At 45.7% G+C, this 26,480-nt stretch carries 25 protein-coding genes; 16 read left to right on the forward strand and 9 right to left on the reverse strand.

Annotated elements, in window-relative coordinates:
• Positions 1-209 precede the first annotated feature (209 nt).
• Positions 210-1,856 (reverse strand): L,D-transpeptidase family protein, encoded by a 1,647-nt coding sequence (locus P6574_RS02625; RefSeq protein WP_310618839.1) that lies wholly within the window; start codon positions 1,854-1,856, stop codon positions 210-212.
• A 343-nt stretch (positions 1,857-2,199) separates the two neighbouring features.
• Between P6574_RS02625 and P6574_RS02630 the strand changes: the two genes are divergently transcribed.
• The 9 genes from P6574_RS02630 (at position 2,200) to P6574_RS02670 (ending at position 11,657) form a co-directional block, all read left to right on the forward strand.
• The gene (locus P6574_RS02630) at positions 2,200-4,050 is read left to right on the forward strand and encodes a M3 family oligoendopeptidase (RefSeq protein ID WP_310618840.1); all 1,851 of its coding nucleotides are present in this window, start codon (positions 2,200-2,202) and stop codon (positions 4,048-4,050) included.
• Positions 4,051-4,286: 236 nt separating this feature from the next.
• Positions 4,287-5,615: an adenylosuccinate lyase gene (gene purB, locus P6574_RS02635; protein WP_310618841.1), complete on the forward strand. Its 1,329-nt coding sequence runs from the start codon at positions 4,287-4,289 to the stop codon at positions 5,613-5,615.
• Positions 5,616-5,836: 221 nt separating this feature from the next.
• On the forward strand, positions 5,837-6,388 hold the full coding sequence (locus P6574_RS02640) for an RBBP9/YdeN family alpha/beta hydrolase (RefSeq protein ID WP_310618842.1): 552 nt from the start codon (positions 5,837-5,839) through the stop codon (positions 6,386-6,388).
• Between the two features lie 131 nt (positions 6,389-6,519).
• A complete protein-coding gene (locus P6574_RS02645) occupies positions 6,520-6,987 on the forward strand; it encodes a MarR family winged helix-turn-helix transcriptional regulator (RefSeq protein WP_310618843.1) in 468 nt (155 codons plus the stop codon).
• Positions 6,987-7,664, forward strand: a complete 678-nt coding sequence (locus P6574_RS02650; RefSeq protein WP_310618844.1) for a cysteine hydrolase family protein — start codon at positions 6,987-6,989, stop codon at positions 7,662-7,664. The genes P6574_RS02645 and P6574_RS02650 overlap by 1 nt, the downstream gene beginning before the upstream one ends.
• 105 nt (positions 7,665-7,769) lie before the next feature.
• Positions 7,770-9,131 carry an ABC1 kinase family protein gene (locus P6574_RS02655; protein WP_310618845.1) on the forward strand — a complete coding sequence of 454 codons (1,362 nt, stop codon included), beginning with the start codon at positions 7,770-7,772 and terminating at the stop codon, positions 9,129-9,131.
• Positions 9,132-9,267: 136 nt separating this feature from the next.
• Entirely contained in the window at positions 9,268-9,552 is a 285-nt protein-coding gene (locus P6574_RS02660) for an aa3-type cytochrome c oxidase subunit IV (RefSeq protein WP_310618846.1), read from the forward strand.
• Between the two features lie 366 nt (positions 9,553-9,918).
• Complete coding sequence (locus tag P6574_RS02665; RefSeq protein ID WP_310618847.1) at positions 9,919-10,692, forward strand: acetoacetate decarboxylase; 774 nt, start codon at positions 9,919-9,921, stop codon at positions 10,690-10,692.
• An 89-nt stretch (positions 10,693-10,781) separates the two neighbouring features.
• The gene (locus tag P6574_RS02670; protein ID WP_310618848.1) at positions 10,782-11,657 is read left to right on the forward strand and encodes an alpha/beta fold hydrolase; all 876 of its coding nucleotides are present in this window, start codon (positions 10,782-10,784) and stop codon (positions 11,655-11,657) included.
• Positions 11,658-11,713: 56 nt separating this feature from the next.
• On the opposite strand, the gene P6574_RS02675 is transcribed toward P6574_RS02670, so the two are convergent.
• The gene (locus P6574_RS02675) at positions 11,714-12,565 is read right to left on the reverse strand and encodes a tetratricopeptide repeat protein (RefSeq protein ID WP_310618849.1); all 852 of its coding nucleotides are present in this window, start codon (positions 12,563-12,565) and stop codon (positions 11,714-11,716) included.
• Between the two features lie 165 nt (positions 12,566-12,730).
• The gene (gene rpsU / locus P6574_RS02680; protein ID WP_310618850.1) at positions 12,731-12,955 is read right to left on the reverse strand and encodes a 30S ribosomal protein S21; all 225 of its coding nucleotides are present in this window, start codon (positions 12,953-12,955) and stop codon (positions 12,731-12,733) included.
• Between the two features lie 664 nt (positions 12,956-13,619).
• Between rpsU and P6574_RS02685 the strand changes: the two genes are divergently transcribed.
• Positions 13,620-14,393, forward strand: coding sequence for a class II glutamine amidotransferase (locus tag P6574_RS02685; RefSeq protein WP_310618851.1), 774 nt, complete (start codon positions 13,620-13,622; stop codon positions 14,391-14,393).
• Between the two features lie 92 nt (positions 14,394-14,485).
• Complete coding sequence (locus P6574_RS02690; RefSeq protein ID WP_310618852.1) at positions 14,486-15,883, forward strand: MATE family efflux transporter; 1,398 nt, start codon at positions 14,486-14,488, stop codon at positions 15,881-15,883.
• A 49-nt stretch (positions 15,884-15,932) separates the two neighbouring features.
• Here P6574_RS02690 and P6574_RS02695 read toward each other — a convergent pair whose 3' ends face one another.
• The 3 genes from P6574_RS02695 to P6574_RS02705 form a co-directional block, all read right to left on the reverse strand.
• A complete protein-coding gene (locus P6574_RS02695; RefSeq protein WP_310618853.1) occupies positions 15,933-17,030 on the reverse strand; it encodes a 5-(carboxyamino)imidazole ribonucleotide synthase in 1,098 nt (365 codons plus the stop codon).
• Positions 17,031-17,060: 30 nt separating this feature from the next.
• Entirely contained in the window at positions 17,061-17,564 is a 504-nt protein-coding gene (gene purE / locus P6574_RS02700) for a 5-(carboxyamino)imidazole ribonucleotide mutase (protein WP_310618854.1), read from the reverse strand.
• Between the two features lie 108 nt (positions 17,565-17,672).
• Positions 17,673-17,885: a YdcH family protein gene (locus P6574_RS02705; protein WP_310622091.1), complete on the reverse strand. Its 213-nt coding sequence runs from the start codon at positions 17,883-17,885 to the stop codon at positions 17,673-17,675.
• 316 nt (positions 17,886-18,201) lie between these two features.
• Here P6574_RS02705 and P6574_RS02710 point away from each other — a divergent pair, with 316 nt between their 5' ends.
• From P6574_RS02710 to P6574_RS02725, 4 genes are all read left to right on the forward strand, one after another.
• Positions 18,202-18,378 carry a YdcH family protein gene (locus P6574_RS02710; RefSeq protein WP_310618855.1) on the forward strand — a complete coding sequence of 59 codons (177 nt, stop codon included), beginning with the start codon at positions 18,202-18,204 and terminating at the stop codon, positions 18,376-18,378.
• A 310-nt stretch (positions 18,379-18,688) separates the two neighbouring features.
• Entirely contained in the window at positions 18,689-19,042 is a 354-nt protein-coding gene (locus tag P6574_RS02715; protein ID WP_310618856.1) for a hypothetical protein, read from the forward strand.
• Positions 19,043-19,176: 134 nt separating this feature from the next.
• Positions 19,177-21,096, forward strand: a complete 1,920-nt coding sequence (locus P6574_RS02720) for a propionyl-CoA synthetase (RefSeq protein WP_310618857.1) — start codon at positions 19,177-19,179, stop codon at positions 21,094-21,096.
• A gap of 62 nt (positions 21,097-21,158) precedes the next feature.
• Positions 21,159-21,956, forward strand: coding sequence for an SDR family NAD(P)-dependent oxidoreductase (locus P6574_RS02725; protein WP_310618858.1), 798 nt, complete (start codon positions 21,159-21,161; stop codon positions 21,954-21,956).
• A gap of 41 nt (positions 21,957-21,997) precedes the next feature.
• Here P6574_RS02725 and P6574_RS02730 read toward each other — a convergent pair whose 3' ends face one another.
• A complete protein-coding gene (locus tag P6574_RS02730; RefSeq protein ID WP_310618859.1) occupies positions 21,998-23,764 on the reverse strand; it encodes an ABC transporter transmembrane domain-containing protein in 1,767 nt (588 codons plus the stop codon).
• Positions 23,765-24,016: 252 nt separating this feature from the next.
• Here P6574_RS02730 and rpmE point away from each other — a divergent pair, with 252 nt between their 5' ends.
• A complete protein-coding gene (gene rpmE / locus P6574_RS02735; protein WP_310618860.1) occupies positions 24,017-24,241 on the forward strand; it encodes a 50S ribosomal protein L31 in 225 nt (74 codons plus the stop codon).
• A gap of 52 nt (positions 24,242-24,293) precedes the next feature.
• On the opposite strand, the gene P6574_RS02740 is transcribed toward rpmE, so the two are convergent.
• Together P6574_RS02740 and rcdA are read right to left on the reverse strand one after the other, a co-directional pair.
• Positions 24,294-25,196 carry a hypothetical protein gene (locus tag P6574_RS02740; protein ID WP_310618861.1) on the reverse strand — a complete coding sequence of 301 codons (903 nt, stop codon included), beginning with the start codon at positions 25,194-25,196 and terminating at the stop codon, positions 24,294-24,296.
• A 472-nt stretch (positions 25,197-25,668) separates the two neighbouring features.
• On the reverse strand, positions 25,669-26,193 hold the full coding sequence (gene rcdA / locus P6574_RS02745; protein WP_310618862.1) for a protease adaptor protein RcdA: 525 nt from the start codon (positions 26,191-26,193) through the stop codon (positions 25,669-25,671).
• Positions 26,194-26,480: the final 287 nt, after the last annotated feature.

Genomic DNA, 26,480 nt, shown 5'->3' on the forward strand with positions numbered 1-26,480 from the left:
ATTGTTCTAAACTGAACTCATGCCCCACAGTTCATTTAGATGTGATTAGGTTAATGAGGTTTTACATTGTCTTCAAATCAGGCCAAGTCGTGGCCTTGGTAAAAATCTTTAATAAAAATCATGGTTAAAGAGAGTAGATTCTAGTATTTATATATATTCCCCTAGGGAATTAGCGGGTCCAAACTGTGGATAAGTTCAAATTCTGTGGGTTAATTCAAGCCTAGAATTCGGATCGTTTTTTCATTATGGCCATATATGTCTGGCCGTCTCTGCAATTTGCCCTTTTCATCAACAAAAGATGTGAAATACGTTAGGTGAATTGGAAATTTAGTCTCTAAGTTTACCTGAGTTTCCTTTTTTCCAATAAGGTTTCTTAGGTACTTTCCCGATCTGTTTGACTGAAACTCCATCAAGGCATCAGCGAACTCCAGCGGATTTCTGACACGTACACACCCGTGGGAGAAAGCTCGCTCAGAGCGGTTAAACAGAGATTTGGAAGGCGTATCATGCAAGTAAACATTATGTTTATTGGGGAACATAAATTTGATTTTCCCAAGGGCGTTGCCTCGGCCAGGGCGTTGACGGATTCGTAATTTTTTAAAAGGGTTTTTGGTCCAGTTTACGCGTTTGGGGTCAATCACGCGCCCTTTGGACAAAACCTCATAGTTTCCCTTGGCAAAATAGGTGCGAGGATTTACAGCGATCTCGGGAAGAAGTTCTTTGGATGCAATGGAGTAAGGTACATTCCAGTAGGGGTTCACAATAATGTGGCGCATATTGTCGGAAAAGACTGGAGTCTGGTGACTACGTTTTCCAACAACAACTCTTTCCTTATAAAGAACCTTGTTCTCCTGCTTGAGGCGCACCATGAACTCCGGAATGTTGACTGTTAGATGGAGATCCCCCAATTCCCTTGGCAACCACCGCCAGCGTTCCATGTTTGCAATGATATCGTAAATAGGGTTTCCAACTGTATGTTTGTTCAAGCTTAGCAGAGTGCGGGCTCCGACAACGCCGTCTTCATGCAAACCGTTTTCGCGCTGAAATGACTGTACGGCCTTCTTGAGGTCGGCATCGAACATTTCTTGAGTATCAGGGAGACTGGGGACGTTCAGGCGCTTTTTGAGTAATGAAACACGCAGACCACTCATTCCTAATTTCAATAGGGGACCCGTAGGGACTTCAATAGTACGTTTTGGTTTATGAGACCCGCTCCGCAACTTCTCAAGTTGAATTTTTAAGTCCTTATATCCTTGGTGCGGAGGATTGAATGCGCCAAGAATGATATCTGGCTGAGGAGAGCGTGAGAGTTTCTGCAGGGCGTCCACAGGGTCAGGTCGGTGTGGCTTCTGGGCAATGTTCTTCGAAATACGGCGGGGGGATATGCGGCCAGCCTGCGCATCCTCCGCATATCGAAGAACTGACAGTGTGAGAGAAATCTCAGCATGTGCTAGTTCTTTGGAGGAAAGTTGCCCCATGCTATTGAGCGATTTTTCGGGAGTGGGATAGTCTGAGGGGCTTAGCCCTTCTTCGGCCGCTGCGAGCAACTTTGAAATCACAGTAAGTGCGACTTTGTTCAGTTTTCCGTTCCTAACCCAAATCGGCTGAAAGCCTCGTTCTTCATAGAACAACTCCAGAGCCGCGCGATCTCGTTTTGCGCGAAAGCTGATTGATTTGGAGTTATTTAGAAGGGCCCTTTTAATTTCATGGGCAATCGAATAACGCAATAAAACGTGCTGTTCTTTGTAAATTTGCGGAGTTTTTTCAGGAATAGCTGCCTGAACTTTTTGCCCTTGGCCTAGAAACAACAGGCATGTGAAACTGATAATTGCTCTTGTAAATTTATGACCAGACATCAAGTTACTTACCCACCTACCAAAGTCCGGCTGCTAACTACATGAGCTATAGCCAAATTGACTTACTATTTAAGAATAAAACTTATGGTACCCCTACGTTTTTTTACTAGTGCTACTGGGGGTTTTTGTCTAGCCGTGTAATTAGCTTTCCAGCCCCTAATATTATTGAATAGGAAAGTGGGCCGTACTGACCGATATGGATGCGTGGATGAGGGCAGGCTTGAAAATACAGGTGAGATAAGCTGATTATTGAATAAACATGGGCTGCAACTATATTGAAAAAACATTAGGTTGCGGGGAAAATACCGCATCATCTAGCATAGGTTATAACCTAGGGGTTCCCATGAATTTCAAATTAAGAGAATCTATAGGGCTCGTTAAGAGCTCTTATGAAACAGTTGTAGAACAGACTGAGCTCGCTAACCTACCACAGTGGGATCTCACCGCACTTTATCCATCTTTGGATGCTCCTGAAGTAGAGCGTGATTTGGGCGTAATTTATGATCGGGCGTGTGATTTTGAAGAGAATCACAAAGGTAAACTGTCAGTTTACGCTGCTCAATCGGGGGAGCAGTTGGCGAGTGTCATCTCCCAATATGAAGAGTTAGAGGATTTGATGGGCCGCTTGGGGGCATTTGCGGTTCTTTCCTATACAGAAGACACAACGGATCCTGTGAGGCAAAAATTCTATGGGGACATGCAGGATAAGTTGACATCTGCCAGTGTCCATCTACTTTTCTTCCCATTGGAGCTCAATAGAATTGAAGCCGACGTGCTTGAAAAGGCTACAGAAGCCAAAACGTTAGCCCACTACAAGCCTTGGCTGGACGATATTCGCAAAGAGCTTCCCCATCAGCTTGATGACCAGATTGAGCAGCTGTTCCATGAAAAGCATGTCTCAGGAGCTGGTGCGTGGAACCGGTTATTTGATGAGACTATTTCTTCTTCTCGCTATGAAATAGATGGGCAGGAGCTGCAAATGGAACAGGCGCTGAGTCTGTTGCAAGATTCTGATCCGTTAAACCGGCAGAAAGCAGCGAAAGCTCTCACGAAGACTTTTGAGAAAAACTTAAGCACCTTCACGCTTATAACCAATACGCTTGCCAAAGATAAGGAAACCTACGACCGCTGGCACAAATTCGAGGATATAGCGGACAGCCGTCACCTATCCAATAGGGTTGAGCGGGAGGTTGTCGATGCTCTCGTGGAAGCTGTGCGTGAGGCCTATCCACGCTTGTCTCACCGGTATTATGCCATGAAAGCGAAGTGGCTTGGTGTTGAGCAGATGAACTTCTGGGATCGTAATGCACCACTCCCACAGGCGGATACTAAAAATATCCCTTGGGATGAGGCAAAAGAGATTGTTCTGAACGCTTATGGTCGTTTCTCGCCAGAACTTGCGGAGATTGCCAGAACCTTCTTCGATAAGAACTGGATTGATGGGCAAATTCGTCCGGGTAAGTCACCGGGAGCCTTCGCGCATCCAACTGTTCCTTCCGCCCATCCGTATGTCCTGATTAACTACCAAGGAAAGATACGGGACGTTATGACACTCGCCCACGAACTTGGGCATGGTGTTCATCAGGTTCTGGCTGGCCCCAATGGTGCGTTAATGGCACCCACACCGCTCACACTTGCAGAAACAGCCAGTGTCTTTGGTGAAATGCTGACCTTCCGTGATTTGTTGGATAAGGCAGAGACAAAAGAGAAGCGCAAGATTATGCTTGCCTCCAAAGTTGAGGATATGATCAACACGGTGGTACGCCAGATAGCCTTCTACACATTTGAGCGCAAAGTGCATGAACTGCGCAAAGAAGGTGAGTTAACCTCGGAGGTGCTTGGAGAGTTGTGGTTAAGTGTGCAGGAAGAGAGCCTCGGCCCAGCAATTCGATTGAATGAAGGCTATGAGAACTACTGGACTTACATTCCGCACTTCATTCACTCTCCCTTCTATGTTTATGCCTATGCCTTTGGTGACTGCCTTGTGAACTCGCTTTATGCGGTCTTTGAAGGAGCAGAGGAAGGTTTTCAGGAGAAGTACTTTAATCTTCTCAAAGCTGGCGGTACGAAACATCATAGCGAACTTCTGGCGCCTTTCGAGCTGGATGCGACAGACCCGTCTTTCTGGCAAAAAGGGCTTTCTGTTATCGAACGGCTCATTGATGAGTTGGAAGAGATGGATCAACCTGAGTAACGCTGAACTTTGATTTAATATGGGAGACCTCGCACCTAAAACAGGTGTGAGGTTTCTTCGTATTACATGTAATTAAAAAATTTTTCGTTTCATGCAAAATTTTGTATTATATCTCTGGTACTTATGACGGCCCTGCAAAGATAAAAATAATAGGTTTTCCGCGCTATTCCAACATTGAGAAATCTGGTTCTTCCTGATACATCCTCCCTAGATTCTTTATAGAAACGAGGACAGGCATGATCCCGCGTTATTCAAGACCAGAGATGGTCAAAATCTGGTCTCCAGAATCCAAATTTCGTATCTGGTTTGATATTGAAGCCCACGCCTGTGATGCGCTGGCTGATCTGGGTGTTATTCCAAAAGAAGCAGCGAAAACCATTTGGGAAAAAGGTGGCCCAGCAGAGTTTGATATCTCCCGCATTGACGAGATTGAGCGTGAGACAAAACACGATGTGATTGCGTTTCTAACGCATCTGGCAGAAATCGTTGGCCCTGATGCCCGCTTTGTCCATCAGGGCATGACCTCTTCTGATGTTCTGGACACCTGTTTCAATGTCCAGCTTGTGCGTGCTGCTGATCTGCTGCTTGCAGACATGGAAAAGCTGCTGGCCGCATTAAAGCGCCGTGCCTTGGAGCATAAGGACACAGTAACAATTGGACGCTCTCACGGCATCCATGCGGAACCAGTGACCTTTGGCCTTAAAATGGCACAGGCCTATGCGGAGTTTGACCGCTGTAAGAAACGGCTTGAACTGGCACGTGAAGAAATCGCTACCTGTGCAATTTCCGGTGCTGTTGGAACCTTCGCAAACATTGATCCACGTGTTGAAGAGCACGTGGCGGAAAAGCTGGGGCTTGGAGCCGAGCCGGTTTCAACTCAGGTTATTCCACGCGATCGTCATGCAATGTTCTTTGCTGTTTTGGGTGTCATTGCCTCTTCAGTTGAGCGCTTGGCAGTGGAAGTTCGTCACCTGCAACGTACCGAGGTTCTTGAGGCTGAGGAGTTCTTCTCTAAGGGGCAAAAAGGCTCCTCAGCTATGCCGCATAAGCGCAACCCTGTGCTCACAGAGAATCTGACAGGACTAGCCCGCATGGTGCGTTCCTATGCAATGCCTGCAATGGAAAATGTTGTACTTTGGCATGAAAGGGATATTTCACACTCATCAGTTGAGCGTATGATCGGCCCTGATGCGACGGTTACTCTGGATTTCGCACTGGCACGCCTGACGAATGTCATGGAAAATCTCGTTGTTTACCCAGAGCGCATGCTGGGCAACATGGACCGTTTAGGCGGTTTGGTGCATTCCCAGCGTATCCTTCTGGCTCTGACACAAGCTGGGTGTTCTAGAGAGGACAGCTACCGTCTTGTTCAGCGCAATGCCATGAAGGTTTGGGACAGTTATCAGGTTTCTGGGGACGCTAAAGTGGATTTCCTCACGGAGCTTCTCAAAGATGATGATGTGCGCAAGCACCTGTCTGAAGAGCAGATAAAAGAGCGCTTTGACCTTGGCTACCACACTAAAAATGTAGATGCGATCTTTAAACGGGTCTTTGGTGACGCCTAAGCAGTAAACTCGTTATAGTTTTGAAAAAAGTTCAAGGCCTGATGCCAATTGCGTCAGGCCTTTTCTTTTAAGGTGAATGGACTGAAGAGAATTATAGCCAATTAGGGCCAAATGAAGCAACGAAACTAAGCCGGTGAGGCTGTCTGCGTCGCTTAAGACTAGATTTTATTTGTTGATGCCAATATCAAGACAGGAAAAAGAAAAGTGATTTGAGGAACCCTATGAAGATTTCTGAAGTTGAAGTTCTGGTTGTTCCCGGCTGGCTGGGATCTGGAAAAGATCACTGGCAAACACGCTGGGAGAATAAACTTTCCACCGCACGGCGTGTAGAGCAAGATGATTGGGAAAATCCGGAGCAAGATCAATGGGTTGGTAGGCTGGTTCAGGAAGTTGAAACTGCAACGAAACCGGTTGTTCTATTGGCTCACTCGCTCGGGTGCGTGACAGTGGCTCATGCAGCCCCTCGTATCAAGCATTGGGTCAAGGGTGCTTATATGGTGGCCTGTCCTGACATTGATGACAGCAGCCGGATACCTGCAAACTTGAGAAGTTTTGCTCCTTTGCCAACTTCGCCCCTACCGTTTACTGCCAAACTGACAGCCAGCAGGAATGATCCTTATTGCAGCTTCGAGCGAGCGGAGCAATTGGCCAAGCTATGGAATATTGGCCTACAGGATGCAGGTGAGACAGGTCATATCAACGAAGAAAGCGGTCAGGGGCCATGGCCTGAAGGTCTCATCAGTTTTGCTCACTTTATGAAAGCCCTCCGCTGAAGAGTAAACGACAGTAGATCATCACGTAAATTTGAGATGATCTACTTGTATAACTAATTGAAATATATTGATATATATAATTTATTGTCACTTTAGTTGACAAGTATTGTCGAATCTCCTCCTATTTCCCCATGAGCGATGACGACGAAGAGATTGAACGCCTTTTATACGAAGCTATCCAGCTAACTCGGCCATTGCTGCGCAATATTACGGCCTCTGTTGAAGTTGGTCTTCTAGGTGCTCAAATTAACGTGGGTGAACGAGCCGTTATGGAACGTCTGCTCGAATGCGATATAGCCAGCGCGCCAGAACTGGTCGAGTCTTTGCAGCTCAAGCGGCAGTATATTGCCCGCATACTTAATTCGGCGGTCCTTGGCGGTCATATAGAACCGTTAAATTCAGAAAGGAAAATGCGTCGGCAGCGGTATCGACTAACGAAAAAGGGGAAGCAGGTTATTTCGGGTGTTCGGCAGCGCGAAAGTACCCTCCTCAAGAATCTCCTTAGGCATTATAGCGCGAAAGAGATCCGTACCTATTACCGATTACAAGGGGAATTAAACCAGTTTTTTCATAGTAACGCTCGTAGGGAGGGGATGTGATGAGTATTTTTGAGTGGGTTGGCATTCTATTGGTTCCGCTATTTATAGCTCTGGTATTTTATACCATTTATGGAAAACTGAAAATAGAGAGGGTGTCTAAAGGTCATCCTATTGATAGGGAAGGTCGGCCTAATACCGCACTGCTGGTGATTGATGTTCAGGAAGATTTTACGCAGGGTCTTTGGGATGAAGAACTCCTAAACGAGCAACTACAGGGTATAAATCACTTAGTAAAGCAAGCCGATACGAATGAGATTCCTGTCTTGACCATTCGCCAAACCTATCAGGGGTGGTACACGAACTTTATAGTTGGTTTGCTTGGTAAAGGAAAAGGAGCCCGTAACTCTAAAGGACTTCAACTGGACCCGCGCCTTAAAATTTCCACGGCTACAGATATGATCAAGCCATATGCTGATGCATTTTCTGCGCTTCAGTTAGATAGAGTTTTGGCAAAGCAAAGAGTTGGGCGGCTGATCTTGGCAGGGCTGGATGGAAATTTTTGCATAAAAATCACAGCACTTGCAGCTCTCAACAGGGGATTTGAGGTGCACATAGCAGAAGGCGCCTTGCTTTTCATGGATCATGGTAAATGGGTGGAGACCAAAAACGAATTGATCGCCATGGGTGTAAAAGTCTCACCAGTGCATATGGATGATTTACGGGTTGAAGCTGCTTAGCATTTCTATGGGGGCCAAACTTTGCCTTTAGGGCTTCTAACCGGAGTAGGTTAAGAGGTAGGATATAGATCAGAAAACTCTTCAACATGGAGTTTAGTGATCTTGATGGTAGAAAAAGACTGGGAATCTAACAGATTGACGGCCCGCATGGGGCGTTATGCCAGAGTGGGTTCGAATGTAGGTGGTCTTGCGGCTAAGATGGCTGCTTTGAGACTTGTGGGCTTTGGCTCAGACAGTGAAAAAAACGCATCCGAGGTTGCCAGGGTTCTGGGAGAGCTTAAAGGGCCGCTGATGAAGGTGGCGCAACTGCTCTCTACGGTTCCTGACTTGGTACCGCCCGAGTATGCTGCCGAGCTTGGTAACTTGCAAAGTAACGCTCCTCCGATGGGATGGCCTTTTGTTAAAAGAAGAATGCAGGCAGAGTTGGGACCAAGCTGGAAAGAGCGTTTTTCAAGCTTTGAACACGTGCCTTCCGCAGCTGCTTCCCTAGGGCAAGTTCATAGAGCCGCTGCACTTGAGGGAGAGGCACTTGCATGCAAACTACAATATCCAGAGATGGATAGTGCAGTTGAAGCTGATTTATCCCAGTTCAATGCGCTTCTAGCCCTGCATAAGCGTTTTAGACCTGCAATTGATACACAGGAAGTCGCCAAAGAAATTGGAGCCAGATTAAGAGAAGAGCTTGATTACTTTCGGGAAGCAAAGCACATGGCTCTTTATGCGTTGATATTTGCTAATGAACCTCAAGTTCGTATCCCGAATTTTTTTGAAGAGCTGTCAACGCGGCGGTTACTGACCATGTCTTGGCTTGAGGGCAAGCCTATTCTGGACTATCGCGGCCATAGTCAGGAAGATAGAAATAATCTTTCAAAAGTCATGTTTAAAGCTTGGTGGTATCCCTTCAGCCATTTTGGTGTCATTCATGGAGATCCCCACCTCGGGAATTATAGTGTTTTTGAGGATTCATCCGGCAGCTCATTCGGTATTAACCTGCTGGACTACGGGTGCCTGCGCATCTTTCCTCCCACTTTCGTGCAGGGTGTCGTTGACCTTTACAGAGGGCTTTTGGAAGAGGATCAAGAGCAGATTGTTTCTGCCTATGAACTTTGGGGGTTTGAGGGACTGACGAAACCATTGATTGAGGTTTTGAACGTATGGGCACGGTTCATATATGGACCACTTTTAACGGATCGCACCCGCTCGCTCGTCGATGGGGTTTCTCCGGCTGCCTATGGGCGAAAGGAGGCGTTTTACGTACATCAATCCTTGAAAGAACTCGGCCCGATTCGTATTCCACGGTACTTCGTTTTCATGGATAGAGCTGCAATTGGCCTAGGTGGTGTTTTTTTGCACTTAAAGGCTGATCTGAATTTCTATCGTCTTTTCAATGAACAAATTGATGGGTTTACACTTTCAGCATTGGAGCAAAGGCAAGCGGAAGCATTGGAACTTGCCCAGATTAGTTGATCGAAATAGGCTTATTGATTGATTGCTGCTCCTTCAACGAAACCCATGGGGTGGCGCTGGAGGGTAATAGCTAATCGAAGAGGAATATTGACGTAGTAAACTTGTATCTTGGTATTTTCCAGTTGGGGGGAGGCGTATGGCCGAAGGGAGTATATCCGCTATGGACTATAAGGAGCATGAGCGGACCTATGAAAGTTTCATCAAATTCTCAAAAATTGCGACAGTGAGTCTATTGGGAGTTGTTGTTTCTCTTGCTATGTTTTCATTTGGTGGGAACGCAGGTGCTGTCGCCAGTACTATTATGATTATTTTGAATATAGTCGCGACAGGTGTTGGCTTGGCATCGAATAAAAGCCCACTTAAGTGGCCGATAACGATTTTTCTTCTGACCTGCTTGATTGCAGTCATCACAATTGCCTAGAGGCTGACCCAGTGTGAACAGGACGATCTTATTGAGTTTTGGGAGTAACTCGAAGGGTCGGCCCTGTTCGCCTGCTCACCTGAAGTGAGAGAAGGTCATTTTTGGTGTTCTGCTAATTGTTTTCGAGATATAGGGCAGGAAGGGAGCGTGCAACAGACTCAGTTAAACTGGGTGTGCCTTCACTTAGAAAAATTGGTCGCTATGGCCTTTGCAATACCCGATAAATCATAAAGGTAGTGTAACCACATACCAATTTAGTTTAAGTGTTACAAAGTCAATATGTTGACTAACATTCAGCTTGGGCGTGGTTTTATGGGGCCAGTGTCACTATCGTTCTATGTCGATACAGAAGCTGTGTGAGGCACCATGAACATACGGGAAATACTATCTGCGTCTTCTATGCCTGTGGCATCGCCAGCCTACCCCAAAGGTCCCTATAGATTCATTGATCGGGAATACCTCACTATCATTTACGAAAGTGAACCGGAGGCTATTAGGCAAGCGCTACCTGAGCCCTTGGAACCCGATGGGTCCAATACTGTATTATTCGAAGTTATTCGGATGCCTGATTCAGCGGGATTTGGGAGCTATCTGGAATCAGGAATCGTAATTCCGGCAAAATTTGGCTCTGACCCTGTTAACTTCACTGCACAGATGTATTTGAATGATGCGCCCCCTACATTTGGCGGTCGTGAAATTTGGGGATTCCCTAAGAAAATTGGGGAGCCCGAGCTTACCATAAATGGTGCCACCCTTATGGGAAGGCTGAGTTTTGATGATGCTCCGATAGCCATTGCCACAATGGGTTATAAATACCAGCACCTTCTATATGACGTAGATCATGGAACAAAGTGCCATCCAGATGCACTTATGAAAAAGATCAGCAAGACTCAGGTTAACCTCAAGTTGATACCCGATGTGGACGGTACTATGGCCATTGCGCAGCTGGTTGCCTATGAAGTCTGCGATGTGACCATAAAAGGCGGGTGGTCGGGACCTGCGGCCCTACAACTATTTCAACACACCAATGCCCCTTTAACGGACCTTCCGGTTATTAAAGTGCAAGGCGGGCTTCACTTTATTTGTGACCTAACGCTTCCCTTTGGAAGAGTGCTCTACGATTATCTGGGATCCTCTTAGTTTTGCCCTAGGAGCTCTCTTCCCTTTTCCCTTTCTTTGCGAGTAAAATCGATAAGGATTGAGTTTTACAAATTTAAGGTAAGTTTTTTATGCGAGTCTCTGGTTTTCTGCTGGTGATTACCTTTTTTCTTTTTGGCTTTGAGTCAGTCTACGCATTTCATCTGGCACCTTATAAGGATGGGTTATTTAGCTATCCGAAGGTTTTGGAACAAAACACGGACGGTTCATTTCTTCGAATTGATTATCAAGAGCTAAGAGACATCAATGAGCGGGACGCCATACCCGTGAAAAAGGTTCGCAGTGAATACCTTTCTTCAAAATATAGGTGGTTCCAGCGAGACTCTACGCTCAAGTCAACTGAGGGGCGGATTAACTATGTAAGGGTCGGCAAACCAACCGCCAAAACACAGGTTATCGTGTTGTACCTGCATGGAAAAGGAACCGATCGCCATGATGGGGTTAATGATCTAACATTCGGTGGCAACTTTAACCGTATAAAGAATCTTATGATACGAAATAGAGGGGTTTACGTGTCCCCTGATTTTAACGGTTTTGAAGACAGTGGACGAAAACAAATAGCGCTACTGATCAAAGATTTATCTCAGAGGGCGCCAAATGCTGACATTATTATCTCTTGTGGGTCCATGGGAAGTTTGCTGTGCTATTCGCTTGCAGAGGACAGTTACGCATCAACCGTTATAGATGGCTATATCATTCTTGGCGGAGCGAGAGACGATAATTTTATAAACTCACCTGCTGGAAAACGAAATGTTCCTGTCGTCTTTGTGCATGGAAGTGCAGATACGGTTTATAAGTGGGAACAGCAGTACGGTCTTTATAAGTCCATAAAAGCCAGCAGCCCTGACTACCCAACTCACTTTATATTGTTTCAGACGGGAACGCATGGGACGCCAATTCGCATGATTGATTGGCGCCAAACACTGAACTGGATTGGGCAGTTTTAATTTCAAAGCACCTACTTTTGCTCTCATACGAAGAGGAAAAGAATGCAGTTAACGACTTATGTAGTTTGACCGCCTAGCCGAACGTATCCAGCTTTAGCTGTCGCGTCGCCCGGAGATAGCAGCAGAGCTTTCCTGTAGGACTTGCGTGCATCATCAGTTTTTCCGAGGGCTTCTTCTGCCTGTCCTTTATAGGTCCAAGCTGCAGAGGAGCGGGGGTTTAGTATGACAGCATTTCCCAGATCCCGCAGTGCAGCCTTTGGGTCGTTTAATTCCAGATAGATGGTCCCTCTGGCTATGAGAGGTGAATATGCGTGTGAATTGAGGCCGATAGCTCGTGAGAAGTCATTAATGGCCTGTTGGTCCAAGCCTTGCGCCTGATAGATTAACCCGCGATTATGATAGGCCTTAGCATCATTGGGAGTTAAGCGTATGACCTCGTTGTAATCTCTTAATGCCGCAGTATTTTGCCCTAAACTACGATAGGTGTTGCCGCGACCATTGAGGGCTTGGGCATAATTTGGCTTGATTTGAAGCGCGCGGCTATAGTTGTCAATGGCAGCACTGTAGTTTTTGCGTCTCCGTTCGACGAGCGCTTTGTTGGCATAGGCTTGATAGGAGTTGGGGTTTAACTCAATTGCCCTGTTAAAGTCTGCAAGGGCTTGATCCAACCTGCCTGCCTCAGCATATGCAATGCCGCGGGTATTATATGCGTTTGCATCAGTGGGGTTGGCGTTCACGACCTCGGAAAGAGAACCGATATTGGTATTGGACCCAACTGCGCGATTTATAGGAACATCTTGATAGACACCGCCTGTTGATTGGCAGGCGACTAAGGAGGCAGATAGGATAGAAATCCCGAAAGCGAAACGGATTTTTCTTGGCGTTTCGAGGATTTGCTCTAGCCTCATACTGTGTTCCTTGTATTTCAGTCTACTGACACCGCATAGTCTCTCAGAAAATACCGAGAAAAACTATCTGGAAAAAACAAACGGACCAATCAGCCTAAGCCGATAAGTCCGTTTTGAATGCTGATAGGGCGCCGTAGCGCCGCATATCCATGAATAAGACGTTTATTAACGACGGCCTTTGCCGACCAGCAGACCTTCACGCTGCGCGCGCTTGCGTGCCAGCTTGCGTGAGCGTCTAACAGCTTCAGCTTTTTCACGAGCCTTCTTTTCCGATGGCTTTTCATAGTGGCCACGGAGTTTCATTTCACGGAAGATGCCTTCACGCTGCATCTTTTTTTTCAGGGCTTTGAGCGCCTGATCGACATTATTATCGCGAACGAGAACCTGCACGCGTTTATCCTTATATTTCAAAGACTGACTATAGCAGTCATCGATTGGTTACACCGGATGAATAGGGCGACCCCTGTTTTAGCTGACCAATGTACGGTTAGCTGCCACAAGTGCGTCGCCAAATGTTGCGCGTTCGTAGCAGACTGAGACGGTTGTGTCTATAGTTAAAGGTCTTAAACTTACGCAATTTTCTAAAAGAAGGAGATGCGTTGCCTAGAGATGGGACGTGGGACTTGAGCAATGTATGGTTTTTATTTGGTGGCTGCTCGTGTTTGTAAGTATAGATTTATTTAAATACTTATTTTTTACTTTGTGAAATTGGATGTTAGTGGAGATTTGAGATTTTTTTATAATAAGTCCAGCTTGTGGACGGATGGTGGCTATATAGGGATTTGTATGATGTCATTGGATGGCTATCACTCTAAGGAAATTTATTCTGTTGACGGGGCAGCATATTGAAAAATGTGACAACCTGAATGAATAGTTGCCAAAGAATCACTAGTTATTGCTTTGTTGCCTCGGTGTAGCCGTTGATAAAGTGGGTAGTAACTGATTAAGCTATAAGGGCATCGCCTTTGGCTTGGTGGAAGCTTTTTGTGGGTTATGGGTGATGAAAAAACTATAACTATAAGGACAATGCAAAATGTGCCGATGGTTGGCCTATATGGGTGATGAAATCTACCTCGAAAATTTAATTAGGCAACCTGAACACTCTCTTATTGCCCAGTCTAGACATTGCAGTGAAGCTAAAGTGGATACGAATGGCGACGGCTTTGGTTTCGGCTGGTATGGTCAAAGAACCGAACCAGGACAGTATAGGGATACACAGCCAGCTTGGGGGGATGAAAACCTTTCAAATCTGGTTCACCAGATTTCTTCAAATCTTTTTTTTGCTCATGTGCGGGCTTCGACAGGGACTGCAACCTCTCGAGCAAATTGCCATCCATTTTCCGCCGATAACTGCCTATTCATGCATAATGGGCAAATTGGCGGCTATCAGAAAATAAGACGCCAAGTCGAAAAGCTCATCAGTGACCATTATTATATGGAAAGAAAAGGAACTACAGATAGTGAAGCTCTTTTTCTAGCTCTTTTAAGTCATGGACTGAAAGACAACCCTCAGGCAGCCTTTGAGTTTGTACTGTCAAAGATACTCGAAATGATGAGAGCAACCGCTATACAGGAAGCGCTTCGGGTAACTGCTGCGTTTACCGACGGGACGAAGCTCCATGTGTTTCGTTATTCCAGTGATCATATTGTACCCAGTCTGTATTACCGCTTAAGTGACAGAAGTATAACGGTTGTATCAGAACCGCTTGATCCGATGGAAAATGAATGGCAGAAAGTTCCTGCTGGACAAATGCTGGTTTTTGATGGAAAAGCTATTCCAAAGTTTAACCTTCTTGAGTTGGCTGAACCTGTCGGTCAAGTTGCCTAAGAACCAATGAACTTTTTGTACCTATCGCAATATTGATAAACATGTCTTTTGTCTAAGCAGGGCATATTATCATTCCTCAGCAGGAGCATATTATGACGTCGCTTGTTAAAGCTCGTGGCGATGACACGCGTAATGCGCGCTTATGGCTTGAAGAGTACAAAGCCACGTTACTTCTCGGGGTTCCACTAATCGGAGCCCAGCTGGCGCAGATGTCTATTAATTTGACAGACACTATAATGATTGGTTGGCTGGGTGCTGAGCCATTGGCTGCTTCTGTTCTCGCGACACAGTTGTTTTTCTTAACATGGCTTGCGGGGTTGGGATTCCTTCAAGCTGTTATGCCATTGGCTGCGAGGTCGGAAGGGCAGGGAGATGTTCGCGGAGTTCGCCGTGCTTCTAGGATGGGACTGTGGGTGGCCATTGCTTATTCAACGTTGGCAGTTGCCCTGTTGGCGTACTCCGAAGACATTTTGCTGAGATTAGGTCAGGACCCTAAGGTCGCCTCTCTGGCAAACGAGTATATTCAAATTCTGAAGTGGTCTTTGTATCCCTCGCTAGTAGTAATGGCACTAAGAAGTTTTCTGACCAGTTTGGAAAAGGCCCAGATTGTGCTGTGGGCAACGCTACTTTGTGCAGGAATTAATGCAGTTCTGGATTATGCGTTAATTTTTGGGCACTGGGGAGCCCCTGAGTTAGGAATTGTTGGTGCAGGTTTTGCTTCTGTAGGCAGCAACTTATGCGCCGCGTTAATCCTTATCATTTATATCCAGAAAGATGAAAAGGTGAGATCCTATGAAGTGTTTGTCCGTTTTTGGAGAGCTGATTGGCGCGCATTTTTTGATATTCTACGCCTTGGGTGGCCGATTTCTCTAATGTTGCTTGCCGAGGCGGGGATGTTTAGTGCCGCAGCGATAATGATGGGATGGATCGGAACGTTACATGTAGCTGCTCATGGTATTGCAGCTCAACTAGCAGGCACTGCTTTTATGATTCCAATTGGGTTGTCAAATGCTGCCGTTGTGCGTGTTGGAACGTCTTTGGGGCGACAATCAGGAGCCGGTATTACGCGAGCAGGTTGGTGCGGGATCTCCTTAGCTGCGTTTATAGCACTCTTTAGCGGAGCCATCTTCTGGAGTTATCCGGCTGAGTTAATCGGTCTTTTCTTAAGGGAAACAAATACCGATGCGGCAGCAGTTTTGCGCTTGGGCGTTCCGTTGCTCTTTATTGCCGCTCTCTTTCAGGTTGTTGATGGGATTCAGGTTGTCGCTGCTGGAGTTCTGCGGGGGCTTTCAGATACCCGCACGCCAATGGGTATTGCTTTTATAGGGTATTGGATAATTGGTATTCCAATGTCCTATGTTCTGGCATTCCCATTAGGGTGGGGGGCAGAAGGTATCTGGGTCGGGCTGGCTCTCGGCCTTGCTACTTCCGCGCTGTTACTCGCGATCCGCTTCAAGCGTCGCTACGAGCTCGGTTTGGTTAGGCCCTAGAGAACTAAGAAAGAGCGGAGAATTGTAGTCCTCCGCTCTTTTAAAAGTTCTAATGATTAGAAGTGAGCGGGGACAGTTTGTTTACATGTCCCATTTTTCGGCCCTTTCGGGCTTCGGCTTTTCCATACAGTGTGAGTTGAACGTCTTTCTCTTTCAAGATTTCCTGCCATCTATCCAAATCCTCACCAATGAGGTTTTCCATGATGACATCAGAATGGCGAGTAGGGCTGCCAAGTGACCAGCCGCAAATGGCGCGGATATGCTGTTCAAACTGCGATATAAAGCAGGCACTTTCGGTCCAGTGTCCAGAATTGTGAACACGAGGTGCAATTTCGTTCACCAGTAATGTTTCAATGCCATTTTTATTGACTACAAAGAGTTCAACGCCGATCACACCTATATAGTCGAGAGCATGCAGAATATTTTCTGCAATGTCTTTTGCACGTTCCGCTGTTTTTGATGAGATGGATGCAGGAACGGTTGAAGTGTTTAAGATGTGGCTTAAGTGACGGTTTTCTGCGGGGTCATAACACTGAATTTCCCCAGAGGGATTGCGGGCAGCAATAATTGAAATCTCCTTAGTAAAGGGGACCAGCTCTTCAAAAATTGCTGGCTGCCTGCCAATTTGATCCAAAGCATCTTTGGCTGCATCAGCTGAGTGGAGCATAACCTGACCTTTACCATCATATCCGAAGCGGCGTGTTTTCAAAACACCACTACCACCAAAGTTATTCAGTGCTGCGACTAAATTCTCCTCGCTGTCTATCTGAGCAAAGCCAGCAATGTCAGTACCGGCAATATTTTTTAGGAAGTTCTTTTCTGTTAGCCGGTCTTGAGATACTGCCAGTGCCTTTGGCCCAGGTCTGACTGGAACAATTTTATTGAGAAAATCGGCGGTTTCTCCAGGAACATTCTCAAACTCATAGGTAACAACTGAAACAGACTTCGCAAATTGAGAAAGCGCTTCCCAGTCATCATAGGCGGCTTTGGTATGTAGGGCGCTGGTTTCAAACGCTGGGCTATCGGGGGAGGGGCAGTAAATGTGACACTTAAAGCCTAGGCGAGCGGCGGATTGCGAGAGCATTCTGCCAAGTTGCCCTCCGCCAAGGATGCCTATTACCGATCCGGGAAGAAGTGTTGTGGCCATACTCTGGTTGCCCTTTACTGGAGGGGGGTGTTAATCCGTATAATCAACTGGTATTTCAGCGACTGCATCTGTTTGTTTTTGTCTCCACTCATCAAGCTTCAAGGCGATTAAATTATCATTCAAAGCCAAAACAGAAGCGGCCATTAGAGCAGCGTTTACAGCTCCTGCCCGGCCAATAGCAAGCGTGCCAACAGGAACTCCGGCAGGCATTTGTACTATAGACAGTAAACTATCTTTTCCACTGAGCGCTTTAGACTGAATTGGCACTCCGAAAACTGGAAGGGGGGTCATAGCCGCTGTCATACCTGGAAGGTGGGCAGCTCCTCCTGCCCCAGCAATAATGACCTGATAGCCATTTTCACGGGCATTTTTGGCAAAGTTATAAAGACGATCTACTGTTCGATGAGCTGAAATAATCTTTGCTTCATACTTAATGCCAAGTGCATCCAGTGTATCGGCAGTATTTTTCATGGTTGGCCAATCGGACTGGCTCCCCATTATGATGGCAACTTTTGCAGTGCTCGGTTCACTCACGCTTATAGTCCTCGACCGTTTGCGTTGCAACGAAGGCCGGAATTATATGCGTTAACGTGTTGGTTGCAAGGGGAATTTATTGGCATATTGGAGAGTGTTTTGTTGGGGTTAAGCTATGATATCAGGAACAAGTTTACCTTCAAGAACTGTTATTTTATCTCGAAGCAATAACTTCTTTTTTTTCAACCTTTGCAGCTGAAGCATATCGCTTATGCCAGTTTGGAGCAGAGCACTGATCGCGGCGTCAAGGTCTCGGTGCTCAAGGCGCAGTTGTGTTAAAGTTTGCTTGAGTTCTTCTTGGTTTTTTTCGGTGGGTGTCATCAAAATTTTACTCGTTTTAACAGTGAGCCGGTGTTGGGTTCCGGCGAAAAACCAATAGGAGAATACAAAATTTAGCCCAAGAAATGTTAGGGAGTCATTTTGTAGCTGTGAAACTAGAAAAACTAAGCCACCCCACTCTGCACTGAAGCCAAATACCAACATAGCCCAACCCTGAGAGAAAAGGGAACATCATTCATTTAAAACAATCTAGCATTGTTATTATAGAGTCAAATGCACTTTTTTGTCGTTCGACAGATGATAATTTTAATGCCACTATGCAAAACATTAACAGCAATAGACAGGAGGATCTTCATCTATGTCCATCCAGGCTCGTTTGTCCGAACTTGAGCGTCGTCATGCATCTCTTGAAAAGGAAATTGAAGGAACCGCGCTGCATCCTTCTGTGGATTCTCTCGAGATTGCAGAGTTAAAGCGACGAAAGCTGCTGTTAAAGGAACAGATATCACAAATTAAAATCCAGCAACCACATTAGCTCATTCATAAAAGCAATGCGCCATGCAGGTGTATGACGCTTTAAATTCCGCGGACTGATTGTATTTAGAGTACTTTCAGTCCGTTTTTGGCAGAATTAACTGAATTTCATTGATCAGAGTTATATCGTTTCATGAAAAGACTACAGCGACAATGTGCGCAAGTGTAGTGAAGCCACCGATATTCTAGAGTAGGCGAGTGTCCCGGATCACTTGATGGATCATAGGGTTGTCAGAGACTACGTTTCAGTTCATTGAAACATGTAATCGCTAGGTTTTGCTATGCCTCGGCTCCGGTTTGATCTTGATCGTGTGATTTATATAGTCCTCAGTGTAGTTTCTGTTGCAGTAGCAGTTTTTGTTGGGATGGAGGCTATAGGGGTGAGTGGAGGAGCTCAACGCTATGGGGTTTGGCTCGTCATTCCGATTCTTTTGGCTGGGCTTGTTGAGTTTTATCTTTCGCGCCATGAAGCTCTGAAAAGTTTACGTAGCTTTGGTGGGTTGCTTTTTTTGATTACTACATTTTTCGTCGCGTTCTGCCTCATTCTAACTGTACTGCATTTCAAGCTTGAGCTGTCATCTATGATTGACCTCAAGGGATTTGCTACAACATTCTCGTCAAACACTATCGGAAACAGTGGCTTGAGAATGCCATTCTTTTTCTAAATTCTTCTCTTCACTGCTGTATTTGGTCGACTATTTCATTAGATTCATTCTGTTGCCTTCAGGCAAGATTCACTTCACCTTGGATAACAAGACGTAACTCATAAAGTTACGAGTGGTCTTTGGGAGGAGCTACAATGAAAAGTCGTTATTTCGATACCTATGAAGCATGGAAGAAGGACCCTGAGCAGTTTTGGGCCAATGCTGCTAATAGTATTGATTGGATCAAGGCATGGGACAAGGTGTTCGATCCTGAAAGTGGTCCTTACGGACGCTGGTTCACGGAAGGTCAGACGAATACTTGCTATAACTGTTTGGATCGTCACGTGGAACGTGGCAGGGCTGAGCAAATTGCTTTGATTTACGATAGTCCGTTGGCTGGTAAAAAACAGAAATTCACCTACGCAGAGCTTCTAGAAAAGGTTGCTGCTATGGCCGCTCTGATGGCACGTCAAGGGATAGGTAAAGGTGATCGGGTGCTCATATACATGCCAATGATCCCTGAAGTGGTTGTAGCAATGCTCGCATGTGCAAGGGTGGGTGCGATTCATTCCGTGGTCTTTGGCGGCTTTGCTGCGCGGGAGCTGGCCGCTCGTATTGAGGATGCACAACCTAAACTAGTTGTTGCAGCTTCCTGTGGTCTGGAGCCTCAAAAGATCATATCCTATAAGCCATTGTTGGATGAGGCTATCGAACTCTCGAAGCATAAACCTGATACTTGCTTCATTTTGCAAAGGGAAGAATGCCCGGCAGTGCTTAAAGAAGGCCAAGATCTGGACTTGGGTCAGCTTATGGCTGATGCTTTGTCGCATGACCTTTCTCACGAATGTGTGCCGGTGTTGGCGACTGATCCACTATATATTCTCTATACATCTGGGACGACGGGGCAGCCCAAAGGAGTATTGCGGGACAATGGTGGCCATATGGTCGCACTGACTTGGTCCATGAAAAATCTTTACGATGTTGGCGTTGGAGACGTCTTCTGGGCAGCTTCAGATGTGGGTTGGGTTGTTGGACATTCATATATTGTGTACGCGCCGTTACTGGCAGGAGCTACAACCGTTCTTTATGAAGGTAAACCAGTAGGCACTCCAGATGCAGGTGCTTTTTGGCGCATTATTAGCGAATATTCTGTAAAATCACTCTTTACCGCGCCCACTGCAATTCGCGTTATAAAGAGGGATGACCCTAAGGCTAAGCTGCTCGAAAACTACAAAATGGATAGTTTTAAATCTCTTTTTTTGGCGGGAGAGCACGCTGATCCGGATACAGTAGAGTGGGCCTCTCAGCTGTTGAATGTACCGGTTATTGATCATTGGTGGCAAACGGAAACAGGGTGGTGCATCTCCGGTAATCCCTTGGGGTTGGGAATGCTACCAGCGAAAGCTGGGGCTTCCACCCTACCGCTGCCTGGTTACGATGTTCGTATTCTGGATGACCATGGAAAGGAAGTACCTGCTGGCGTATTGGGGAATATACTCATAAAACTGCCCCTTCCTCCTGGTTGCCTCCCAACGCTATGGCAAGCGGAACAACGGTTTGAAGAAAGTTATCTCTCAGAATTTCCAGGGTATTACAAAACAGCAGATGCCGGGAGGAAAGATGAAGATGGGTATCTCTACATAATGTCTCGTACAGATGACATAATTAATGTTGCTGGACATAGGCTCTCTACAGGGGGAATGGAGGAGGTTCTCGCAGGACATAAGGATGTTGCTGAGTGCGCAGTAATTGGGGTTTCTGATACGATTAAGGGGAAAATTCCGTGCGGTCTTGTGGTTCTTAAGTCTGGGGTCGAACGGGATCCTTCAGAAATTGAGAAAGAACTGGTGAGTTCTGTGAGGCAAAAAATTGGTGCGGTTGCTGCATTCAAAATTGCTGTAACTGTTGAGCGCTTACCAAAAACAAGAAGTGGAAAAATACTACGCGGGACCATGCGCAGTATTGCAGAGGGAGCAGAGTATAAGGTTCCCGCAACTATAGATGATCCTATCATATTAAGCGAAATAGAAGCGCAATTGAAAAAGCGAGGACTGGTAGGCCTCAACAAGGAATAAGTAGATGTTACTGTTCTTTGGGTGGCCGAACTTGATCCTTCGCTAAGTGGAGTGGTTTTATCATGACGCTTGAGAATAAAGTTGCCGTTATCACTGGGGCCGCCCATGGCATAGGTTATGCCATTGCTAAGCGTTTCGTCGACGTTGGATGCAATGTCATGCTTGCAGACATTGATGAGAAAGCTGGTGAGGAAGCTGCTGAAAGCTTGAAGCAAAAAGGAAATGTCGAGTTTATTCACTGCAACGTTGGTGAACGCTTGGGTGTCCGAAATATGGTATCTGCGACAATCGATACTTTTGGGCATATAGATATTTTGGTAAATAATGCTGGCATAGCTTCAGCATCAGACTTTCTCGATGTTAAACTTGATGACTTTGACCGGATAATAAAAGTGAACTTGCGTGGCCCGTTTTTGTGCTCGCAAGCAGTCGCGCGCCATATGGTAGAAAGACTGTCTGAAGGGACGCAAATCAATGGTGCATGCATCATCAATATATCTTCCATAAATTCCATTCTGGCTGTCGCTGATCAAGCTCCATATTCAGTCTCTAAAGGGGGGCTAAACCAGCTTACACGGGTCTGTGCAGTGGCTTTAGCTCCTTATGGTATCCGGGTTAATGCGATCGGGCCTGGTGCTGTGGATACAAAACTGCTTACAGATATTATACAAGATCAACAAACTCTAGAAAAAGTTATGTTGAGAACACCTTTAGGGCGGCTGGGGAAAGCCTCAGAAATTGCAAGCGTTGCTGCTTTTTTAGCATCAGAGGATGCCGGATATATTACCGGGCAGGTAATCTTCGCTGATGGTGGCCGATTGCCTTTGAATTTTACAAACTACCAACATCAGGGAGAATAGCTGCCCTATATAGGTAAAGTTGCATACAAATATATTTACAACTAATTCAACGTAAATTGGAGCTTTGCCAGCTTTGAATACAAACCATTTTTGGCAATTAACTCTTGGTGTTTTCCGGTTTCGATAATCCTACCGTTTTCCAACACAATAATCCTGTCTGCATTAAGAACAGTTGCTAGGCGGTGGGCAATCACAAGCGTTGTCCTACCCTGCATGAGCTGGTCTAAGGCTTGTTGAACTGTTTTCTCACTCTCTGCATCAAGGGCACTTGTCGCTTCATCTAGTAACAAAATAGGAGCATCCTTTAGGATTGCTCGAGCAATTGCAATCCGTTGCCTCTGACCTCCAGATAATGTAACACCTCTTTCTCCAATTATGGTGTCATAGCCATGATCCATCTTTAAAATAAACTCTTCTGCTAAAGCCTGTTTGGAAGCACTCATAATTGCATTTAGGGAAGCGTTGGGGCTGCCATATGAAATGTTGTCGGCAACACTCATATGAAATATGGCCGTATCTTGGGGAACAAGTGCCATGTGTCGACGTAGTTCTCTGGTCGGGAGATTTTGCAAATCTATATCGTCGAGTAAGATTTTGCCCTTTGTTGGGTCGTAAAATCTCATAAGTAATTGAAATATAGTTGACTTTCCTGATCCGCTTGGCCCAACAATGGCAACTGTCTCTCCCTTTTTAATATTGACTGAGAGATCATCAATGACCCCTTTGGGGGTTGTTGGATATGAGAACTTGATTCTATCAAAAGTGATTGAGCCCTTTGGAGGGTACAGGAGCTTTTGAGGCTCAATTGGCTCTGAAACTTCTGTTGAGGTTGCCAAAAGTTCCGCGAGCCGCTCGGCAGCCCCAGCTGCCTGTGAAAGTTCCCCCCAAACTTGTGCGAGCTGGCTTAATGCTCCGGCAGCAAGAATTGAATAGACAATAAACTGAGCCAATTCTCCGGCAGTGATTGTTCCTTCAATCACGGAAAGTGCTCCAACCCAAATAACGGAGGTAATGCTTCCTAGTGTCACAGACATAATAGTGAATACTAATAGGGAGCGTGTCTTAACCGCATGAACTGAATCTGTAAAAGCTACTTCCGTATCCTGTGAAAACCTCTGTGAGACGTGCGTTTCAGCTAGAAAGGACTGAAGCGTTCTAATTGATCCGAGTGCTTCTGTTGCATAAGCAATTGTCTCAGCCAAAGAGTCTTGTGCAGTACGGCTTCGCTTTTTTACGGACCGGCCAAAAGCAATTAATGGCAGGACGATAAGGGGAATAGCGACCAGAACAAATATCGAAAGTGTAGGACTGGTAACTGCCATCATTAAAGCGCCACCTCCAAGTAGGAGGATTTGGCGAAGTGCAATCGAGGCGCTGGCCCCAAACGCGGCCTTTATGAGCGTTGTGTCTGCAGCTAGCCGTGAAATGATTTCACCAGATTTGGCACGATCGAAGAATGCGGGACTTAAGCTCGTTAGATGCGCAAACACATCAGAGCGGATGTCAGCGACGACACGTTCTCCGATCCACATGACATAATAGTACCGCAGAGCACTCGCTATGGCCAAGGCAAGGCCTAGTAGAAATAAACCGAGGAAAGCGTTGTCAACGATAGATATGCTGCTATTCGAAAAGCCATCATCTATCAATTGGCGCAGGGCTAACGGCAACAAAAGTGTGAGTACGGCTGCTGCAATTAGAGCCGCTATAGCGCAATATACTTTGCGTTGGTGGCGTTTCAGGTATGGAAAAAGCGCTATGAGGGGGTGCAATGAATCTTTGATTTTCGGCGTAGCAAGTATGGACATGGGTATCCCAATTAATTTCAAAATTCTATAATTATGATATAGGAATGGAAGTAGAAGCGTATCGATTAAAAATTCAAGCAGATTCTCTTGGGTCAGGGGGGACTTGCCCTCTTGTAACACGCGGTTTGATGAGTTATAGACGCGATCACGATTTTAAGCTGCCTGTGAATCTGGCAGTTTCAGAGGATAATTGCGGATTGAGCCAGCCCAACCTATATAGAGGTGGCGAGGCCGACGCTGAAAGGACTGGCTATGAAACAGGATATTCATCCAGACTACCACACCATCACAGTTGTGATGACAGATGGTTCTGAATACAAAACACGCTCTACATACGGCGCTGAAGGTGCAACTTTGCAGCTGGACATTGATCCAAGCTCTCACCCAGCATGGACTGGTGGTGATCGTCAGCTTATGGACCGTGATGGCCGCGTATCTAAGTTCAAAAACAAATTTGCAGGCTTTTTGGGCGGTTAATTCAGCTCAAAACTATTGCGAACAAAAAGCCTCGGTTTATCTGGGGCTTTTTTTATTGTCTCTTGTTATCAACTAATGAGTTGACCATATCTGAAATTTCATCGTAATCGGCTCCATCATATAATTCGCCCAGGGGTTCACGTTCACCCAATGCGCCTTCAAGGTGTGGAAATGAGAGCGTATAGCGCTCTATCCCTCTAAGTGCCCATTTGTGATAGGCTGGCTGATGCGCAGTCAGTCCAATTCTTGTCCGCTTGGGGGAAATACCCAATCTTTCCAACTCTGTCCGGATTCTGTGAATGGCTTTAGCTGAAATCACAAACTTCTTCATGAACTGGTTAAAACGAGATGCCTGCATTTGATTGTTGAGTTGGTGTAGGTCAGTAGGTGAATTAATAAAAGTCCACCCCCCTGACGTTCTGGTGTCTTTAGAGCGTGTAAAGTTCTTGTTTAGTAATTCGGGATTCCTGGAAATATCATAGTATTTAACCTTTCCCCCGTGCAGAGTATACAAAGAGCCGTTTTTCGAGCGTACGGCAATGGGGGAGGAGAGGCTTCTAATAAAATCTGCTGCTGCAGCTTTATCTTCACCCTCTAATATATCAATAACTTGCAGACACTTTTGGTCCAAGCAAATAGTATGGGAGCGTAAAGCACTTGCCAGTACATCTTCTATGTAAAGGTTGGAAGCCTGAAAACATCTAAGGACAACTTCCAATTCATCTTCAGAGAAAAGTTCAGGGTGACTCAGTGTTGAGCAGGCTTGTTGGTTAAGTCGGTATGCGTTTAAAATGTAAAAAACGGGGTTCGCCTCCAGCAACTCTCCAGTGTTTAGTGACAGGCCATTATCGTCTAATTTTTGAATAAGTTGATTGGCCTCGATAGCATTGGAAACTGCTTCTAGAATACTGCTGCTCCACCTCAAAAGTCTGGTTGGTAGTCCCGCTGTTGCCATTTCCTCAAGAAGGTCCAGTGACAATTGGTGGGCTTTTAGTTTTCCCGTGAAGTTATTTACCAGATTACTTTCATTTACATAATCTAGCCCCCCTTCGTTTCTACTTTCGAATACAGGAGGGCAAGCGATTGAATTTTGGTCAGCCCGGCCCAGGAACCAAAGACCTGAAGAAATAGGGCGAGGGAAGCGGTCATCAGTATACCCGAGAGGGGCGATTGGGTCAGGGCTGATAACTTCCGAAAGATATTCATAGGGACGTTGTATAATATCAAGAACATCTGAGATGGATTCAATAAGTATGGGAGAACCATCTCTTTGAAACGTGCAGGAGTTTTCTGGGGTCTCTCGCGAGTTCATTTGTGATTGTCCTGAAAACGAACCTAGTCCTTGTTTGCTTCAGGATTCTATAGGAATCTCTTTAAGAGAGCCTCTATCAAATTAAAGGGGATCTAGGAGCGGTACATAATAGCCTCTACCCATGAAAAGCTTCTCGAATTTTTGATATCTGATCAGCAATAGGGTTTTGTGCAGTACTCACTCGGTCGCTTTGAAGCTCTAAAGCTATCATTTTATCCATATGCTGAATGCGTTCTTGTAATCGTATGGAGCGTTGAATTAAATCCAGCATTGGATCGGGAAGCTTCCCATTTAGATTATTTGGATCGAAAGAAAAGAAACGGTCAATTTTTATGCCCTTGCATTCCTTGGTTGCTTGTTCAGGTGTAATCTCTCCTTCCTTTGCGGCTCTTTGCAGAAGGAGCCAAGATGCAAGTTGCATCAAACGGGTAGTTAAACGCATGGATTCCGATGCATAAACGAGGGAGTTCGCTGGCTGTAGCTTTCGTGCAGCTTCTCGCCCTTCACCATCCAGATAGGAAGCTGTCTCTTCTATGAGGTTCATGCCTTCTTTATAGAGGCCGGTAAAGCTTGGAGATTTAAACAATCTACTCGTAAATGGGATGGGCAAGGCACTTTGTTTATTCTTGCTATCATTCATGACGGGCTGACCTTCTCAATACTATCAGTGAGTTTCAAAAAAGGCATCAGTTAAATTAAGACGCTGATTAAAATTCTAGAAAAAATTGAGAATAAATCCGAGCAATTTCATCTGTTATACTTAACGTTCATCGATCTACTATAGCCACTCTAAAAAAACACTCCTGAAAAGTAGGAGGCAATAGTCTTGAGTAAGAGGGTCTAATCTGGAAGAAAAAGGAGGATCCTTATAAGATCCTCCTGAGTTAAACAGGGAGGCTTAAATGGAAGTATTTATAATACTTCGAT

The sequence above is a fragment of the Pseudovibrio sp. M1P-2-3 genome (assembly GCF_031501865.1).
GTDB lineage: Bacteria > Pseudomonadota > Alphaproteobacteria > Rhizobiales > Stappiaceae > Pseudovibrio > Pseudovibrio corallicola.

Coding starts and splice junctions, on each gene's coding strand:
- P6574_RS02630 (WP_310618840.1), top strand. CDS start 2,200: ATGAATTTCAAATTAAGAGAATCTATAGGGCTCGTTAAGAGCTCTTAT.
- P6574_RS02655 (WP_310618845.1), top strand. CDS start 7,770: ATGGTAGAAAAAGACTGGGAATCTAACAGATTGACGGCCCGCATGGGG.
- P6574_RS02640 (WP_310618842.1), top strand. CDS start 5,837: ATGAAGATTTCTGAAGTTGAAGTTCTGGTTGTTCCCGGCTGGCTGGGA.
- P6574_RS02650 (WP_310618844.1), top strand. CDS start 6,987: ATGAGTATTTTTGAGTGGGTTGGCATTCTATTGGTTCCGCTATTTATA.
- P6574_RS02720 (WP_310618857.1), top strand. CDS start 19,177: ATGAAAAGTCGTTATTTCGATACCTATGAAGCATGGAAGAAGGACCCT.
- P6574_RS02685 (WP_310618851.1), top strand. CDS start 13,620: ATGGGTGATGAAATCTACCTCGAAAATTTAATTAGGCAACCTGAACAC.
- P6574_RS02725 (WP_310618858.1), top strand. CDS start 21,159: ATGACGCTTGAGAATAAAGTTGCCGTTATCACTGGGGCCGCCCATGGC.
- P6574_RS02665 (WP_310618847.1), top strand. CDS start 9,919: ATGAACATACGGGAAATACTATCTGCGTCTTCTATGCCTGTGGCATCG.
- P6574_RS02625 (WP_310618839.1), bottom strand. CDS start 1,856: ATGTCTGGTCATAAATTTACAAGAGCAATTATCAGTTTCACATGCCTG.
- P6574_RS02660 (WP_310618846.1), top strand. CDS start 9,268: ATGGCCGAAGGGAGTATATCCGCTATGGACTATAAGGAGCATGAGCGG.
- P6574_RS02670 (WP_310618848.1), top strand. CDS start 10,782: ATGCGAGTCTCTGGTTTTCTGCTGGTGATTACCTTTTTTCTTTTTGGC.
- P6574_RS02710 (WP_310618855.1), top strand. CDS start 18,202: ATGTCCATCCAGGCTCGTTTGTCCGAACTTGAGCGTCGTCATGCATCT.
- P6574_RS02695 (WP_310618853.1), bottom strand. CDS start 17,030: ATGGCCACAACACTTCTTCCCGGATCGGTAATAGGCATCCTTGGCGGA.
- purB (WP_310618841.1), top strand. CDS start 4,287: ATGATCCCGCGTTATTCAAGACCAGAGATGGTCAAAATCTGGTCTCCA.
- P6574_RS02740 (WP_310618861.1), bottom strand. CDS start 25,196: ATGGCAACAGCGGGACTACCAACCAGACTTTTGAGGTGGAGCAGCAGT.
- P6574_RS02730 (WP_310618859.1), bottom strand. CDS start 23,764: ATGTCCATACTTGCTACGCCGAAAATCAAAGATTCATTGCACCCCCTC.
- P6574_RS02675 (WP_310618849.1), bottom strand. CDS start 12,565: ATGAGGCTAGAGCAAATCCTCGAAACGCCAAGAAAAATCCGTTTCGCT.
- P6574_RS02645 (WP_310618843.1), top strand. CDS start 6,520: ATGAGCGATGACGACGAAGAGATTGAACGCCTTTTATACGAAGCTATC.
- P6574_RS02690 (WP_310618852.1), top strand. CDS start 14,486: ATGACGTCGCTTGTTAAAGCTCGTGGCGATGACACGCGTAATGCGCGC.
- rpmE (WP_310618860.1), top strand. CDS start 24,017: ATGAAACAGGATATTCATCCAGACTACCACACCATCACAGTTGTGATG.
- P6574_RS02705 (WP_310622091.1), bottom strand. CDS start 17,885: ATGACACCCACCGAAAAAAACCAAGAAGAACTCAAGCAAACTTTAACA.
- rcdA (WP_310618862.1), bottom strand. CDS start 26,193: ATGAATGATAGCAAGAATAAACAAAGTGCCTTGCCCATCCCATTTACG.